Source organism: Luteolibacter sp. Y139, assembly GCF_038066715.1.
In the GTDB taxonomy this organism is placed as follows: Bacteria; Verrucomicrobiota; Verrucomicrobiia; order Verrucomicrobiales; family Akkermansiaceae; genus Haloferula; species Haloferula soli.
In genome coordinates this window covers 26,792-43,663 of record NZ_JBBUKT010000009.1, presented here as the reverse complement: position 1 = coordinate 43,663, position 16,872 = coordinate 26,792, and the positions used below count along the sequence as shown (strand labels likewise).

Here is a 16,872-nt window from a genome sequence, read left to right as displayed (position 1 = left end):
GGATCAGTCGTTGTTTTCGAGCAGCAGGTTCACACGCATGGAAGCGACCTTTGCGGCGGACATCGGAGTCTTGGAGCGGAAGACCGCGGCACCCGGATCATTCGGGGCCACTTGCGAGGTGATGTCCTCGACCACGTCGGAGCCGCTCTGCCACTGGGTGAGATTGCTGCTATACTGCACTTGGTAGTTCATGTCGCTCACACCCGGCTTCTTGCGGAAGCGCAGCGTGAGGTAGCCATCCTCCACCGTGGCCTTCGGCATGCGGGCGAACATCGAGTTGTCGCTAGGAGCTGTGCCTTGGCTGAATCCGTAGCGGAGCAATTCTTGATCGGAGGCATTCACACCACGCGCTGCCAGCCACTCGTCGTAGCTCAGGCGCTGAGGCACCAGCGTCAGGTCGGCAGCCGGCACCATACTGGCAAAGGCAGTATCGGCCTTCACCGTCATGCGGATCGTCTTGGCTTCCGCACCGGCGAAATTGGCATTCGGCTTCGGCACGAACTCGATGACCTTTGCCGTCTGCCCCGAGGTGAAGGTGACGTAGGGAGTGACCGTATTGTAATCGGTGCCGCTCTTGGCCGTGCCCGAAAGCGTGAACTGGACGAAGACTTCCGGCGAAAGCAGACCACCGCGGCGAATGACGACCGACGCCGGCGAGCTGCCGGTAACACCGGCCAGCTTCTCAATCACCTCCAGCGAGATCTGCGGCTTGAGATCCTCGATCACGAGCTGTGCGCTCGCCGCAGTGCCGGTGAGATAGCCAGTCGAGTCGGCGATCTGGATGAAGACCGTCTCATTGAACTCCGCCGTGGCATCCACATACGGCAGGATGGAAATCACCGCACCCGCTTGACCGGAGGGAATCGTGATCGACGAGGGGATGTTCTGGTAGTCGACCCCATTGGTCGCGTTGCCACTGATCGTCAGGTTTACGGTGAGCGGCAGGTCAAAGTCACCCTCGCGGGTGACCGTGAACTGACCGGCCACGGGACCGTTCTCGCTGGCTCCGGTATTGGTCGCGGTGATGCTCACGCGCGATGGCAACCCGACCGCACCGGTTTCCAGATTACCCGAGTAGTAGAGGTTCAGCACGTCGGCTGGCTGCAGCGTGGAGTTCTGCAAGCGGATCACCCGGTCGGTGAAGCCCGAGTTCGTCCCGCCCGCGCAGATTTCCAACATCGCATCCGTGCCACTGCGGCGAATGCGAACGTAGTCGGTAAGCCTCGTGGAAAGGCCATCGAGCACGCCGGACAGATCGATGAGATCGCCCTGCGTCGGCGTGAAGTCGGTGATCGTGTCGACGGACGGCGAGGTGCCAGTGAAGATGAACGAGTCCCCGCCGGTGCCACCGGTCATCGTGTTCGCGCCATCGCTGCCGTAGAAGAAGTCCGCTGCCGCGCCGCCGGTGAAGGTGTCGTCCGCGGGACCGCCGAGGAACACGTGCGGCGTTTCCGCGCCGTAATTCGTCACATGCGTTTGATAGGCGGAGGCCGAAAGGCCGGCCGTGGGAGCCGAGAGGCGATGCTTGCCAGCGGCCGAACTGAGATCAGCCACGAGGTGACCGTGACTCACGGCCAGACGGCGCGCTTCAAGGCGCACGCTTTCTTCAGGGGTGGCCGCGACGAGATTGTCCGCGGGATCGAAGAGCAGCACCTGCACCGGGCCGCGCGACTCGGGATTGGCAGGAACTTCATCGCGAACGCCGACCTCGAAGGAACCCGGCGTCTCACCTTCCGTGTGCTCGAAGACCAGGCGACCAGCGGAGACGTCCGCCTGGGTGAACGTGGCGCCTGCGGCGAGCGGCACCGAGGTGGTCGCCGGCAAGTGGACCGCATTTCGCAGCACCAGACGGCCACCGGTCGGGGGAGTGTAAAGCGTGTAGGTAAGTTGCGCCGGAGTGCTATTGCTATCGGCGGTCTCGAGCAGCACCAACGACTCCGACTTCGAATAGGCGATCACCTCATGGGTCAGCAGCAGCGGTTGCGTGCTATTGTGATTCGGATCGGTGCCGGCAAGGTACTCGGCGAGATTGTTGCGGCCGTTGCCATTCGCGTCGGTGAGGGCGTCCGTGGAGTCCTGCTTGTCGAGGCCGTACTTGTCTTCCCACCAGTCCGGGATGCCATCGCCGTCTCCATCGGGATTCGCCGCATTGATCTCCAGATCCACCCGCAGCGCGGAAGCGCGAAGCGTTTGGTCGAGGTCGAAGACGGACGTGGAGGGCGAGAGGATGGTCGCCGGCGCACCATTGAACGAAATCGACGCGTGCGATGCCGTCGTGGTCGTGGTGCCGAGCGGCAGCACCAGCGGCGAGGGTTGCTGGCCCAGCATCATCGCCTGGTGCGGGATGCGGACGAGATACGAGTAGTGGCCGTTATCAAGCGCATCGACTTCACCCGAAAGCACCACTGTGGAGCCGTCAGGCTTCTGAATGGTCCAGTAGAGCGTGCCCGCTGTGACGAGCTGCTCCAGGTTCGGATTCTTGCGGTTGAGGATGCGGCCGTAAACGAGCGTCTCCGGCTCGCTGATGATCGCGGCGGCGTGCGCGGCAGTCGATCCGAGCAGTAGCATCGACAGCCAGGTCGCGGCGGTGCGCGCCGGACGGGTGGAGCAGTTCCTGGGAATCATGGAAAATCGGGGTGGGAGTTAGGTTCGGTCGATGTTCCGTTGTTTCAGCCGCCGCTCTGGCCGTAGGTGTCGAAGATCAGCTTGATGTCGGAGACCTGATCGACGAAGCGATCGAGGCCGGTGTTCGGGTCCGCATTGAGCGTCGCGCCCGGGATGATGAGCAGCCACTGGGTATTCCAGATCGAGCGGCCCAGCAGGCGCATGTCGCTCGTCGGCGAGCCATTGCTATCCGGATAGGCGCGGAAGTCGGAGAAGCGGCGGGTGTCACCGAGGCGACCGTTCACTCCATCCAGCAGCGGGATGTAGCCGCTCTTGTTGATCTGCGAGCTGGTCGCCGGGAAGGGCACCGGCACCGCTTGCTCGACCACGTGCCACGAGCGCTTCTCATCCGGATCATCCGTCCGCGAGACGCGCATGATGTCCATGCCCGCCGGGATGAAGTAGACGCGCGGCGCCGCAGCCAGGTCGTTCGACACGCTGTCCGTGCGATAGCCGTCGAAGATCACTCCGACGCTGCCGATCTTGGTCGCGTAGTTGCTGGTGCTGTAGGCGTGGTCGCCACCGCTGAGCGGCTGGCCGAAGAAGTTCTTGCCCGTGCTGATGTCGGACGAGAAGCGGAGCACGATGCCCGGCTGCGGGACCTGCTTGCCCGTCGCATCGACTGCCGAGGCAAATGGACGGCAGTGCTGGCGGAACTCCGGCACCTGCCAGAGGTCAGGCACGCGGGCCTTCTGAAGCTCCTGCTTCCACACGGTATCGGAATCCTCGCCGGGAGCCGGGAACTCATTGGCCGGGCTGCCGGGCTGGACTTCGCCACCCGCGAGGATGCGCTTGGCTTCGCGGCGGATCGAGATGTCGCCGGTCTCGCGCTGGATATTGTTCAGGCCAAGCAAGCTCCGCTGCGAGTCGTGGTTCGCCTTGAGCTGCGTGAGCACTTGCGAGAGCGCGCCGATGCTGCGCGCCTTGATGATCTCGCCGTAGGCATCCACGGGTGAAGCCGGATCGGCGAGCGAGTAGTTCGTCTCGTAGTCGTAGGCCGACGCGGCAAGGAAGGCATAGCGCGAGGCGAGATCGAAGGAGCTGCGGTAGGTCTGCAGCGCGTGGTTGCGAGCCACCCGGAAGGTCATGTCTTGGTAGCGATTGCGCTGGGTCTGGGCGGCGACGCGCTTGTTGAAGGCAGCGCGCTCATCGATCAGGCGGCCACCTTCATCCAGCAGGCTGCGGTACTGGTCGGACAAGGCGCGCAAGGCCTGGATCTCCTTGAAGATCGCCACGCGCAGGATCGCTTCGTCGCCGATCGCGTCCTCGGCTTCCTTCAGCCACTCGCGGATGCTCTGGGTGCGCTCTTCATCTGCCTTGGTGAGTTCGAGTTCGTTCTCGGCCACATCCAGCGAGATCTCGGCGATGAGTTTGCCGATGGTCAGCGCGCTGTCCGCGGTGAACAGACCCGCGCGGGTGCCCGTCGCGGTGAACTCGATGCCGGAGCGGGCGAGCGAAAGCGCGTCACCCGGAGAGATTGCCAGACCGCCGGTCGGCAGGTTCACCGGAACGCCTTCGACGATCGCTTCCTTCAATTCCCACGTGAGTTGCTCGGCGGCATCGACGACCTGCTTGGCGGTCTCGATCACCTTGATCGTGTTGTTCACCGCATACTTCACGCGGGTGAAGATCTCGGTGCGGCCCTGGTTGCGACCGCTGGAGGTGAGCTTGGCATTGACCATGCGCAACACGCTGACCGCCTCGCCGGCCTTGCCGTCATAGGCGTTGATCGCTTCGGCGATGGCAGCTTCCTGCTGGATCATCTGGTTGATGATGTCCTGAAGCTGGCCGGTGGCCGGGCGACTGCCCCACGAAGACGGAGCCTGGAAGGTGTAGCCCGCGGCAGTCACCGGCATCAGGTTGGTGAAGTTGGTCAGGTCCACCTTCGGATTGGTCAGGTCGGTGAAGTTCACCGAGAAGACACCGCTGGTCGTGTCGGACGCGTAGCTGAGGTCGTTCGATGCACTCGCGAAGGTCGGCGCGAACATGTTGCGCAGGCCGACGCTCACATCCTTCAGTGCGGTCTCCTTGTTCAGGATGCTGCTGCCGCTGCCGTCGGGCTTGGCCGCGAGGAAGGCATTGTAGAGGTCACCGCCATTGAGCGCGCCCTTGTCATCGAAGGTCGCGAAACTCGCGGCCGGACCAGGCACGGTGTCCTTGTTGATCTGGCGCACCGGCACATACATGTAGAGCGCGAGGTCGGGACCACTGTAGCCGGCCGGGTAGAGCTTGCCCGGTCCGACGGTGCCTTCGTACGGCTTGCCGAAGATCGAGATCAGCTGGTTGCGGTAGGAGAGGTCTTCCTGGAAGGTCGAGTTGCGGAACTCCTCTTCGCTGTTGCCGACCTGGCGCAGCATGTTGCTGGCCGAGTTGGCATTGTCCCAGACCGTGGTCGCATTATCGATCATGCCAGCGGCGCGCTCTTCGATCTGGTCGAAGTGCGAGGAACCCGCGCCATCGAGAAGTGCCGGATCGAGGTCGAAGACCTGTGCGCCATTGGCGAGGCCGAGCGGATTGTAGCCGTTGTCCGCCTGATCCATCGTGCGCTGGATCGCATTGAGGTTGGCGGAGATGACCGGAATGTCAGCGTTGGACTGGCGGTCCACCTTGCGGATGCCTTCCAGCGTGGTGTTCGGATGCTGCGATGGCAGCAGCGCGTTCGCGGTGACCCAGTCGAAGTAGGCACCCTGGCCTGCACGGCGGGACCATTCGTCCACACCCCAGGCACGGTCGGCATTGCTATCCGTGTAGCCCTGCCACTGTGCCTTCGGATCGGCGACGTAGCGGTCGCGATAGGTCATGTTCACGACCTCCGCGCCAGCCTTCGCCTTCGCGGCGGCAGTGGCGGCGAACTTCCGTTCATCAAGGAAGTCCACGCTGATCACGATGTCCTGCAGGTTGTAGGACTCGGAGCGGGAGACCCAGTTGAAGGCCGGATGGCGCAGCAGCTCGTAGGTCGAGGTCAGCGCCGTGAGGTAGTGGCCCCACGCGTCGCCGTGACCTTGCGGGAACATCAGCATCGCATCGTCCTCGTCGATGAAGCCGTCGGCATTGATGTCGCTGATGTTGTAGCTCGTCGCGTAGGCCGCTTCCCCTTCGCCCTTGGTGAAGTTCCAGAACAGGCGGTTGTAAACGGGCCGCGCGAAGTAGTCATCGACGCCACGGAGCAGCGCGAGCTCTTCCTCGATCGGTGAGGACAACTGGTTCTCGAAGGTGAAAACGGAAGTCGCGAGGCTGCCGTAGTCCACGCTGTTGCTGCCGTAGCCGATGGTCGGGTCTTCCGCGTCCACATACGCCTCGTTGCCGAGCAGCGTGTAGAAATCGGAGATGCGGGTGGCCGCGAGTTGCAGCGCGTTGGAGATCGCCGGTGTCGAGACCGGCGTGGAGAGATCGATGCTCAGGTTCCGGCCGCGATTGAGGATAGTCTGATAGAGTTCGATCAGGCCGACATTCTCGATGACGTTCTTCGAGGGATTGAGCGCGACCGGTCCCTCATAGCGAGCGCCGAACTGCGCGACCATGGAGGCCAGCGTGGACGGAGCGTCGCCTTCGAAGTCGCGGATGCGGGCTTCGTATGGGTTCACCGCATCGAGCACGCGCTTGATCCAGCCCTGGGCGAGCTGCGCGCGGTAGTCCGGGAAGCCGTCGAGGTCGGCATCCACGAACGGCTGCGAGTTGCCGGCGCCGGCCCACATGAAGTTCACACCCTGACGGCCGTTCGGCTGGGTCAGCTTCCAGTTGGTGCCGCTGACGGTGTCGTTCTTGTGGCGATAGCGGGCGAACCAAAAGGTATCGGCGAGCAATGCCTCAGGCGCATTCGGATTGCCCTTCAGCGTGATCTGGTAGCGGGCCTTGCCAGCTTGGCCGGTCGGATCGGGGAAGAGCTTCCACGGATTGGTCTGGCCAGCCGGGATCATGTCCGGCGGCGGGACATTGAGGCTGCCATCGTCCGGGCGATACCACCACTCGAAGACGAGATCGTCGGCATTCGCACCGAAGTCACCGGTGGAGCGCAGGTTGATGTTCTCGTCGAAGACGTTGTCGGAAAGGACCGTCTGGACGGAGCCGCGATAGCGCTGCTTGCGGTCCACCTTGATGATGTGCGGCGTGATCGGCGAGCCGCCGAGCGTGGAGTCGTTGTTCTCCACCACGGTCACCCAGCTTTCATCCGGGAATGCGGTGCCATCGGCCAGGGTGCCGGTCGGATTGAGGAAATCACCATTCGGCACGAGCGCGAGGCCGGGACCGTAAGCGCGCATTGGCGTCGGGGTGATCGTTGTCGGGTAGCGCACGTTGCCGAGCTCGTCCTTGAGGATCTTGCCGTCGGGACCGTAGAGCGGCATCTTCATCAGACCCGTCAGGTAGTCGCCGTCCGTGCCGGGAACGCCTTCAGGATTCCGCGTGGTATTGTAGAGCGCGGTGACGGCATTCACCCACGCGGTGCGCGCGGACGAACCCACATCGACCAGCGCGAGGATCGAATCGCGTTCCGAAGTGGTGAGGATGTTCGGCTCCAGCGAGTAAACGGCTGGCGGCGAAGCGGTCAGCGTGGCGTCGCCGATGTTCTTGTCATTGAGCAGGCCGCTGAACTCGAGCACACCGGGAACCTGGCTCGTCACGCCACCCACGGTGACCGGACGGGTCGCGAGCGGGTCGTAGCGCAGGCGCTTCTGCAGCGAGGCGGGCAGTTCATTGAAGACATACTTGCCCTGCTTCACCGTCGTGCGGCCGCTGGCCGGCTGGAGTTCGGACGGGAAGCTGCCGACGGAGAGCGGAGCAGTCCGCTTGTCGAGCGCCTGGATCACGCGAGCGGTCCAGCGGCTCTTCAACTGGTTCGGCAGTGCGTCCGGATTGAGCGAGTCGAAGACGACTTCGGCCGAAGCGAAGGCGGTGAGCTGCGGCAGACCGGGCGTTTGCACGGTGGTCGAGACCCCATTGTTCACCAGCACCTTGGTCGGATTGTCGGAGCGATATTCGCCACCGGAGAAAGTCAGCGTTTCACCCGCCTTCAGCACCGCCGGGTTATCCGGCCACTCGGACTTGTAGATGACCTTCGTGGGAAGGTGCTGCTGGAGATTGCTTTCAATCGCGTTGGTCTTCACCGACGACGGCAGGAAGGCCACGGCATCACCGACGCCCGGCACCTTCGGAGTACGAGAAGCATCGTAGGCGGCGGTATAGGTCGCGCCATTCTTGTTCACCTTCACCGGCGGCACCTGGACCGTCGGCGGCCACCAGAAGTCAGGGGCGAGCGGGTAGTAGAAGGAGACATTGAACCAGGCCTTGTCGCCACCGGAGATCGACCAGTACGAGCCACGCCAATCTTCCCAGTAAGCTTCCTGGGTGAAGAAGTTGTTGCCGAAGGTCTCCGCCGCCGGGGCCGCGCCGATCGCGACGCCGAGCGGGTAGAATGGAATCACCGGCTCGCCCGCCTTCATCGAGACGAAGGGCTGGGTCTTCAGGTTCGTCGTGCTGGCCGTGAAATTGTTGGCGAAGCGATAGGCCGGATTGTCGCCGTTGGCGCTCTCCTTCTTGATCGCATACACCTTCATCTTCACCTCGTTCGCCGCCACGTCGAAGAACTGCGTGAGCACGTACGGATGCGAGGTATAGCGGGCGACGCCGCTGGTGATGGTGTTGTTCGAGTAGTTCAGGTCACCGGCGCGGAGCGCGTAGATCGCCGGCGGGCGCGGCGAGACATCGAGGTAGCGCAGCGACGGTGCGACCAGCGCGTGCTCTTCGTTCGGATTGTAGCCGGGCGAGTTGAAGTCCGGCTGATTGTAAATCTGCACCGCCTGGATGCGCGATGGATCGTAGGTGGTGGCGACGGGCGCGGTGCCGATCGCGGGCGCGACCATCTGATCCTGGCCGGAAGCACTCTTGCCATCACTGCCGAGCTGGCTGGCGATGACGATCTGCGGCAGCGTGCCCGCCGACGGCCAGGTCGGCTTGTAGATGCGGGAAGCCCACGGCCACAGCAGGGTGTCGTTTCTACGAGGATCATCGTACCAAACGACGATCGGCAACTCGCGGTCCGGCACACCGGGATGTTCGTTGACCGTGATGACAGGACCGGGCAGCGCCCCCTTGTTCAGAACCTTGAGCGCCGAGGTGTCGGCGCGCAGGAGCTCCATGTCATAGACGTCCTTGGCGGCGATGCCATCCATCTTGGCGCCATTGTAGACGAAGGGATTGTAGCGGGCCTTGCCGGTCAGGTCCAAGATGTAGCCGGTGCCGAGGTTCGCAAGGTCCACCGAGGGATCGAGGATCTTCTCGCCCACGGTGACCGGCGTCGGCACGGCGGGCAGATTGGTGTCCCACGCACGGGTATCAACCACGCGCACTTGGAGGAACTCGCGCGGCTGGCCACGGCCACCGCTCTGGATCTGCGAGAACAGCAGCACCGAAAGGCCGGGGCGCTCGGTGGTGAACTTCTTGTTCGAGTCCACGGAAGCACCGGCGGTGGTGTACTTGATCGACTTGAAGCTGAAGCTATCGGTGGGGTCCGGATCGAGGGCGACCGCAGGAGCACCCTGGATGTGCGGGTAGTGGCCGCGGATCTGCCGCTGTGCATCGAAGGGCAGCGTGGCGATCACACGGACTTCAACGGTATTGGCCGTCGGGCTGGTTCCCGGCTTCCACGGCACCGTGAAGCGACCCGGAATGGTCGGGAAAAGACGGGCGCTGACTGGATCCCACTCCGCCATCAATTCCGCACCGGGGGCGGCACCACCGGGAGCGATGGCGACCGGATCCGGGACCGCATTGATGATCGGATTCGGTGCCTGGGTGAACATCGCCGCATACTGCGGATAGTCCTCGAAGCAATGCTTGCCGATCGTGACGTTCACCACGATCGCGCCGGCACCGTAGCGCCACATCGTGCGGACCGGGCGCTGGAGATTGGAGATCTCATAGCCGAGGGAAGCATTCGGGCCGCTGCTGGTCCAAGTGGCGACCGGGCTGCCATTGACCACTGCCGGGCTGCCGCTGGTCGGCAAGCCGGTGGCCGGATCGATCTCACCCATTGCGGCGAAGTAGTAGCCATCACCATTCACCCAACCGGTGGCAGAGAGTCCATTCGCAATCGGCTCCTTCTTGGCGGAAACCACTTTCACGCGAGTGCCCGGATCGAACCACGACACGCCATCCTGCACGGTCTTGTCGACATCGCCACCTGCGGTAACTTCGTAGACCTTGGTCAAGGAGAGGCGAGACGGATCATCCGCATTCAGACGCACGCCGTACTGGATCTGCCAGACGTAGGTGATGCCGGCCGGTCCATACATCAGGAAGTTCGGCTTCACCTGCTGGCGAGGCTCCACGGTGGAGAAATTGAAGAACTTCACATAGGTGACATTGCGCCACAGGCCCTTCGCGATCGGCGAGGTGCTGAAAGGCACATTCAAGGTGAAGGTGTTCCCGAGAACCGAGAGCACTTGGAAGGTACCATTGTAGGCATTGTCGCCGCTTCCGGTGATTTCGATCCAGTCCCCCCCCCTCACGGTGTGGGCCTGCGAGTTCGTCACCGTGGTGCCACCGGTGCCGGCGGCATAGTTCGTGATGGTGCCCACGCTCTGGTCGCGGATGTCCACCCGCGCGCCTTTCGGCGACGGGAAGCGCGCGTCATTCTGCGTGGTGCTCACCAGATTGTTCGGCGGACCATAGGCGCGGTAGCCCTTCACCACGTGGCGGATGTCCAGGCCGGGGTGGCTGAAATTGTCGAGCACGTAGCCATCGATCTGCACGACCGGCTGGCTTCCCTTGAGCACCCACTGGCGGCTGGCCGGCGGACTGGGGCTACCCGAGGCATCCGAGGCAAGGGGTCCCGCCCATGGAGTGCCCGCGATGATCTCCTGGCTCTGCGTCTTGCTGAAGTCATGGCGGATGGTCAGCGCGTAGTAGTGCTGCCACTTCACCTGCACATCCGTATCGCGGGTGATCTCGAAATCGTAGTTCGTTGGGTCCGCGGTCTGCGGTGTGTTGTTCACCGACATGCCGATCGCCACGAAGCGCTCCTCGGCCTGGTTCTTCACCGTCTCAGGGTCGGTGATGTACTCGGCGTGGATGTTCTTGTACACTTCCGGCTGGGCGATGATCTGGATGCGATCGCCATGAGCCACCTGGATGTTGTCGTACTCCGTCTCGTCATCGGCGATGACCTCGCCATCGCGCTTCACGACGACGCCGCGCACCGGCAGGCCGCCGTCTTCCTCGGCGCTGATGACCTTCAGGGTGCGGGAGGGGCCGCGGAAAACGAAGGTCGAGGAATTGTCATCGAGCGTGCGCGAGGCGCTGGCAGGTCCCGACCAAACGGTGGCAACGGAGTTCGCCGCGTTGCCGTTGTTGAAGAAGACGTTGTGGTAGTTCTCGTAGCTATTGAAGCCGTCGGAGTCGACGTCGACATTGAAGGTGAAGGACTCGCCAGGTCCAAAGCCGGTGATGTCGAAGGCAACCTTGTCATTGCGCTGGCCCGGCATCGGCGTGGTACGCGTGGCCGTGCCGCCCGGAGGGTTGGTCACGGTCTGCTCGTCGCCGTCGAAGTTCTTTCCGAGGTCACCGATCGTGAACTCGAAGTGGGTGATGTCCAGGTTCGGCGAGTTGTTCGTGACCGTGATGGTCGGCACGTTCACGTCGCCATCGATCTTCACGGTGAAGAGAAGATCGGAAACGTCCGCCCGCGCGGAGGACGCGGTGGCAAGGCCTAGCAACAGGCCGGCAAACAGCGTGCGGAATTTCGGAAGCGGGATCATGGGAAGGGTAGAAAGCGGGTGGGGAAAAACTCAGCTCAGCTTAGCGGCCGTTGAGGGTGTCGATCAGGCTGATGCGGTGGAGCTGGAAGGTGCCGGCGACCTTGAGGCCGACGTTCTTCGAGGGGCCGAGCGGCTTGTGCAGGCCGAAGATCTCCTCGGCGTAGGTGCCGGAAATACGATCCACACCGTAGCCGGTGCGCGAGAGCAGCTGGCCATCGACGGGCTGGAAGCTGAGGTTCACCAGACGGCGGATGTCGAAGCCGGTGGTGTGGTCCGGGTGGCGGCGGTGGCGGAAGGGATTCGTGGGATGGTTCGCCGGCAGCACGATCTCGGTGGCGAGCGTGTTGCCGAAATCGCCGGTCATCGGCAGTTCGGTGAGCAGCGAACGCGACGCGGCGGCATACACGGAGGAGAGCGCATTGATCGCTGCCTCGCGGCCCTTGTCCTTCATCGAGGCCGGGGTAGCGAGCAGGTCGGCCTTCTCTTTCAGCACGGCGGTGGCCACGGCTTCAGCAGCAGTGGCTACGGCACCGGAGAAGGTGGTGGAGCGAACGAAAGTGGTGTAGTCCGTGGACGGCACCGCGGTCGGGCGCGAGTAACGGACCACCGAATCCGAGAGCGCATCGCGGCCGGCCTTTTCAGCGAGCGAGGCAATCTCGGACGCGAGCGGCGAGTCGGACATGGCAGCCTCGGTGACGATGCTCGAAAGCAACAGCTCCATCGCATCCGGGGCGCGCGTGTCGGAGTAGGAGGTGAGCTTCACATTGAGCGCCTTGGTGCGCGCTTCGGAGACCTTCGCAACCTGATCGAGTGCGGCGCGGATCGCGGCGGTCTTCCGCCACTGGCCACCGGCTCCGGGAGCCCAGGTGCCCTTCGTGGCAGGATCACCAGTCGCGGCATCCCATGGGATCGGGATCGAGAAGGTGTTCGCATCGATGACCGTGACGACCTGCTCGCCATTGTACTCAGGCTTGCCGGAGCCGGAGATCAGGATGCGGTCGCCCGTGGAGAGGCGGTGATTCGTGAAGGAGATACGGGTCGGCACGGAGGCCGGAGGGGCGAAAGCGGTGATCTCTTCCGGAATGTCCCAGCTTCCCTTGATCGCCGGGTCCCCACCGAAGGCGACCGGGATGGTGAACGAGTTCGCGTCGATGCGCGTGATCGTCTTGAGACCGTTATAGGAAGCCTGGCCCGCGCCTTGGATCTCGATGACCTGGCCATTGTCGAGGCCGTGGTTCGGGCTGGTGATCTTCACGCCGGAGACACCGCCGGGCGCGCTTTCGAAACCCATGATATCGCCGGACTTCACTGACCAGAAACCGCGGTCGAGCGGATCGGAGGCGAAGGCGACCGGGATGGTGAAGGTGTTCGCGTCCACCACCGTCACGAGGTGGCTGCCATTGTAGGCGGCCAGCGAGCCGCGCACCGTGATACGCGCGCCATCGCTCAGGCCGTGACCCGGCGAGGTCACCCGCAGCGGGGCGATGTTGTTGGAAGGAGCGAAGCCAGCGATGCTGCCGCCTGCCACGAAGGGCGTGGCGATCTTGAAGGTGTTGTTGTCGAGGCGGGTGATCTTGCGCAGGCCGTTGTAGGCCGAGATCGCGGCGCCTTGGACGGCGATTTCGTCGCCGGTGATCAAGGCATGCGCGGTCGAAACGGCGGCCACCGCAGCTCCGGAGTCGGCGGTCTGGAAAGCGGTGATCGGCTTGAAGGCGATGCCTTCCGCAGTGCTCGCGGCTTTCTCGGCAGCGGCGGCGATCGCATCGCCCACCAGCTCGCTGGCGAGGAAGCGATCGTAGCCCTGATCGGTCTCGGCAAAGGCGGCAGCGGTATTGAGCGCCGCCTGCTCGCGCTGCTGCTGGGTCGCCGAGGCAGGCAATGCCGCAAGCGAGGCCTCGATCGCATCGATCATCTCGATGCCGCGGGTGTCCTGATAGAATGACCCGTTCTTGAGAGCATTCGCCGCGGTGCGGGCAGCGGACGTGGAGCCGCCATTCGCAATCGCGCGGACTTTCGTCGCGTCAAGGTTGGCCTGCAGGAACGAAGAAAATCTCTCGGTCGCATCGGCTTGGGCGATCACCGCCTGAGCCGAACTCTGGGCCGCGGCTTTCACCGTTGCCTTGGTGGCACCAGGCGACGCTGCGGCGGTCACCGCCGCAGCGGCAGCACGCTCGACGATCTGATCCACGGCGGCTGTCGCCTTCGCATCACCGAAGTCAAAGACCACGCTGGAGATGCGGCTGGCGGCTTGCGCGGGAAAGGAGCCGTAGAGGCGCTCGTCCGTCACCAGCGCCATGTCACTCTCCGTCTTCTGCAGGTCGGCCTTGCGGGCGAGGATGGCCACTTGCTTCAGCAGGCTGGCACGACCCATCGCATCGACATGGACGATCACGCGGAAATTCGCGGCGTCGAAGGTCGGCGTCGGCGTGTTCGGGTCCGGGGCGCGCGGGACGTTCTGCGCGTCCAGCGGCACGGTCACCTCATTGACCTTGCCGAGTGCCACGTCGCCGACCCACAGGCCGCGATACGGAGATTCGGCGGAGGAGTTCGCCGTCGCAGCGGTCCACAGGGCACACGCCAGCAACGAGGAGAGAGAAAAGGAGGACTTCATGTCGAAGGAGGAGAGGAAAGAGATCACTGACCGAGGTCGTCACGACGGCCTGACACCGGCACCCAGGTCTCCGTCCCGAGGTCGGTGGTGATTTTCAACAGCGAGCCTTGCAGCGGGCGGAGGAGTTCGCCGCTGCGGCACTCAAAGGGAATCGAGATCGCGCCAGCGATCTCCAGCGCGGGCAAGGGCTGCTGCCAGGCGGCTGCCGGCATGTTCGCGGACACCGTTTTCACCGGGGCAGCCGGGTCGCCGTAGGTCTTGACCAGGATCGAAAGCGGCAGCGGCGAGGCATCGCCGGCCACATGCTGGATCGTCGGCGTCAGCGGATGCGGCGCTTCATTGCGAAGCGTCAGGTCAGCCGGGCCCGTGCCCAGCGCGAGCTTGCCACCGGTCACCTCAGCGCGAAGCGGGCCTTGATAATCGGAGGAACCCTTGCAGTAGATCCAGAAGGCCTCGCCGGAACGGATCGTCTCGGCGGTCGGCTGGAGCACTTGCTTCCAGCGGCCATTGACCAGGCGGTAGATCGTCTGGTTCTTATGGGCCTTCGAGCCTGCGAAGAACTGGGCGAAGGTCGGTCCGCCGACTGCGGCCACCGAGGCACCCGTGAAATTGAACGCATCCGGCTGCCACTTCACCGGCTCACCCGTGACCCGTCCCGTCGGCCGCCATTGGCAATCCGACTTCGCGTGGATCAGGTAGCCGCGATTGCCATCGATGGCATCGAGCGACTTCAGGAACGCCTCCGGCAGCTCCGGTGCATACCACACACCCCAGCCCTGCGCCTTGCTCAGGTCGATGGTGGGATCACTGACAAATTGCTGGTTGTCCGGATTTTTAAAAAGCGTCGCCACCTTGTCGACCGGCAGCCCCGAAAACACCGTGGCCGGCGCATCATTGGCGGGATCCACCTCCAGATAAACGGCGTTCCAGCCCTTGTGCAGCGCGATTTCCTGGGTCCTTTGGTGACCGGGAAATTCGTCCTCAGCATGCAGTGAAATGCTCCCCGCGATGAGAATCGACGGCAGGACGAAGGAACGGGCATACGCCCGAAGCACGGCTCGGATCATGGAGGAGGAGGCGGGTGGAGAGGTAGCGATTCGGCGTGGAGAATTGGGTGCCGCCGAGCGCTACCGGGTCTGCTACCGGAAATTTACGGATATTCAAGAATTGTTAAGCAAATGGCTGATTTTCCCCCTTCGCGTCTGATTTCTTTCTCAAGGATGGGCAAATTGCCCCGCTCTGGCGCCGACTCACGGACAATGGGAAGCCTTCAAACACTTCCCACTTGGCGCTTCTCAGTTGGAACTCCCCTCCGTTAGACTGAGCCATGCGCAATCTTTTTGGCACCTTGGCTCTCGCCGCGATCCTCACCGGCTGCGGCGGCACCGGCATTCCCGCCGACGGAAACATCCAGTCCCAGGATCCGGCCGAAGGTGGCATCTCCGAGGTGCCGAACCCCACGCCAGCCATGGCCGCGAAGAGCAAGACCCCGCTCGAGAAGCTCCAGCGCGGCCACGTAACCTACATGCTGAAGTGCGGCGAGTGCCACAACTACAAGATCCCCAAGGATGTTGATGTGGACGACTGGGAGAAGGCGATGCCCAAGATGATCCGCCACGCCGGCCTCGCTCCGGAGGATGAGAAGGCGGTGCTTTCCTACGTCCTCGCGGTGAAGGCCCAGTGAGCCTACCCGAGAGATGAGAAATGCGAGGGTTCCCCTCCGGAAGTTTTTCTGCTGAATCTGTCCTGTTCAGGCGTTGCGAAACGTCGGGAACGAAACCGTCTGCTCCGGCCATGATCTACCCCGCCCCACCCGTCATTCTCCCCCGCCTGGCGTGGAAGATGGCATTTGAATCCGGCGGGGGCGGTGAAAAGTTCCCGGGCTTCATTCTCGGGGCGAACGAGGAAAACTTCGGCCGACTCGAAACCCACCTGAAATCCACACCATGAAATACCTGCCTTGTATCGCTGGCGGCCTGCTCGGGGCCATCTTCCTGATGGCCTCCCTGACGTACTTCTTCCACATGATGCCACCCCAGCCTGCGCCGCCGGAGGGAACCCCCATCGCACACTGGATGGCCGCCTTCGAGCCCACCGGCTACACGGCCTTCGTGAAAGCCTTCGAGCTGATCGGCGGGATCCTGGTGATCATCCCGAAGACGCGGAACTTCGGGCTGCTGGTTCTCGGTCCCATTCTCGTCAACATCCTCGCCTTCCACGTCTTCATCCTGAAGGGCGCCATGCTGTTCGCGGCACCCTACCTGACTCCCGTCGCCTGCGTCGCCGCCCTCTACCTGCTGTGGGTCGGCCGCAAGCAATTCGCCGGGCTCTGTGGCTCCTGCCGCTCCTGAACCGTTCTCGTTTTCCCTACCCCAATCCATCCCATGATCGTCCAACCCTACCTTTTCTTCGATGGCCGCTGCGAGGAGGCCATCTCCTATTATCAAGAGCACCTCGGCGCCCAAGTGGTGATGTCGATGCGCTTCAAGGATAGCCCCCAGGAAGCCAACTGCGGTCCTGACGGAAACAAGCCGGACCCGGAAAAGATCATGCACACGGCCTTCAAGCTCGGCGAAAGCCTGATCATGGCTTCCGACGGCAACTGCGAGGGCAAGACCAAGTTCGATGGCTTCTCGCTGTCCATTTCCGTGAAGGAAAAGGCCGAGGCCGAGCGGATCTTCGGCGTGCTCAGCGATGGCGGCCAAGTGTGCGCTCCGCTGGTGCAGACCTTCTTCTCGCCCGCCTTCGGCATGGTCGTCGATCGCTTCGGCGTCTCGTGGATGGTGATGGTGGAACCACAGCATCCCTGATTTCGGCATGAGGGCTGCTCATGGGCGCTGCCGT

General features: G+C 63.4%; 8 protein-coding genes. 4 read left to right on the top strand and 4 right to left on the bottom strand.

Annotated features, from left to right (window positions below; translation table 11 throughout):
* Window positions 1-3: 3 nt before the first annotated feature.
* Genes WKV53_RS20310 through WKV53_RS20295 form a run of 4 tightly spaced genes read right to left on the bottom strand, consistent with a single transcriptional unit; the run spans window position 4 to window position 15,095 of the window.
* Window positions 4-2,625 (bottom strand): Calx-beta domain-containing protein, encoded by a 2,622-nt coding sequence (locus tag WKV53_RS20310; RefSeq protein WP_341406628.1) that lies wholly within the window; start codon window positions 2,623-2,625, stop codon window positions 4-6.
* 44 nt (window positions 2,626-2,669) lie between these two features.
* Window positions 2,670-11,417: a hypothetical protein gene (locus tag WKV53_RS20305; protein WP_341406627.1), complete on the bottom strand. Its 8,748-nt coding sequence runs from the start codon at window positions 11,415-11,417 to the stop codon at window positions 2,670-2,672.
* 40 nt (window positions 11,418-11,457) lie between these two features.
* Window positions 11,458-14,028 (bottom strand): hypothetical protein, encoded by a 2,571-nt coding sequence (locus WKV53_RS20300; protein ID WP_341406626.1) that lies wholly within the window; start codon window positions 14,026-14,028, stop codon window positions 11,458-11,460.
* Between the two features lie 23 nt (window positions 14,029-14,051).
* Entirely contained in the window at window positions 14,052-15,095 is a 1,044-nt protein-coding gene (locus WKV53_RS20295; RefSeq protein WP_341406625.1) for a hypothetical protein, read from the bottom strand.
* Window positions 15,096-15,355: 260 nt separating this feature from the next.
* On the opposite strand from WKV53_RS20295, the gene WKV53_RS20290 reads away from it, so the two are divergent.
* The 4 genes from WKV53_RS20290 (at window position 15,356) to WKV53_RS20275 (ending at window position 16,838) form a co-directional block, all read left to right on the top strand.
* Window positions 15,356-15,712, top strand: a complete 357-nt coding sequence (locus tag WKV53_RS20290) for a hypothetical protein (RefSeq protein WP_341406624.1) — start codon at window positions 15,356-15,358, stop codon at window positions 15,710-15,712.
* A 110-nt stretch (window positions 15,713-15,822) separates the two neighbouring features.
* Window positions 15,823-15,978 (top strand): hypothetical protein, encoded by a 156-nt coding sequence (locus tag WKV53_RS20285; protein WP_341406623.1) that lies wholly within the window; start codon window positions 15,823-15,825, stop codon window positions 15,976-15,978.
* Window positions 15,975-16,379, top strand: a complete 405-nt coding sequence (locus WKV53_RS20280) for a hypothetical protein (protein WP_341406622.1) — start codon at window positions 15,975-15,977, stop codon at window positions 16,377-16,379. The genes WKV53_RS20285 and WKV53_RS20280 overlap by 4 nt, the downstream gene beginning before the upstream one ends.
* Before the next feature lie 33 nt (window positions 16,380-16,412).
* Entirely contained in the window at window positions 16,413-16,838 is a 426-nt protein-coding gene (locus WKV53_RS20275) for a VOC family protein (protein WP_341406621.1), read from the top strand.
* Window positions 16,839-16,872: the final 34 nt, after the last annotated feature.

What these genes read in the sequence shown, in the direction of transcription:
- WKV53_RS20310 (WP_341406628.1), bottom strand. Translation starts at nt 2,625, where the DNA reads ATGATTCCCAGGAACTGCTCCACCCGTCCGGCGCGCACCGCCGCGACC.
- WKV53_RS20305 (WP_341406627.1), bottom strand. Translation starts at nt 11,417, where the DNA reads ATGATCCCGCTTCCGAAATTCCGCACGCTGTTTGCCGGCCTGTTGCTA.
- WKV53_RS20300 (WP_341406626.1), bottom strand. Translation starts at nt 14,028, where the DNA reads ATGAAGTCCTCCTTTTCTCTCTCCTCGTTGCTGGCGTGTGCCCTGTGG.
- WKV53_RS20295 (WP_341406625.1), bottom strand. Translation starts at nt 15,095, where the DNA reads ATGATCCGAGCCGTGCTTCGGGCGTATGCCCGTTCCTTCGTCCTGCCG.
- WKV53_RS20290 (WP_341406624.1), top strand. Translation starts at nt 15,356, where the DNA reads ATGCGCAATCTTTTTGGCACCTTGGCTCTCGCCGCGATCCTCACCGGC.
- WKV53_RS20285 (WP_341406623.1), top strand. Translation starts at nt 15,823, where the DNA reads ATGATCTACCCCGCCCCACCCGTCATTCTCCCCCGCCTGGCGTGGAAG.
- WKV53_RS20280 (WP_341406622.1), top strand. Translation starts at nt 15,975, where the DNA reads ATGAAATACCTGCCTTGTATCGCTGGCGGCCTGCTCGGGGCCATCTTC.
- WKV53_RS20275 (WP_341406621.1), top strand. Translation starts at nt 16,413, where the DNA reads ATGATCGTCCAACCCTACCTTTTCTTCGATGGCCGCTGCGAGGAGGCC.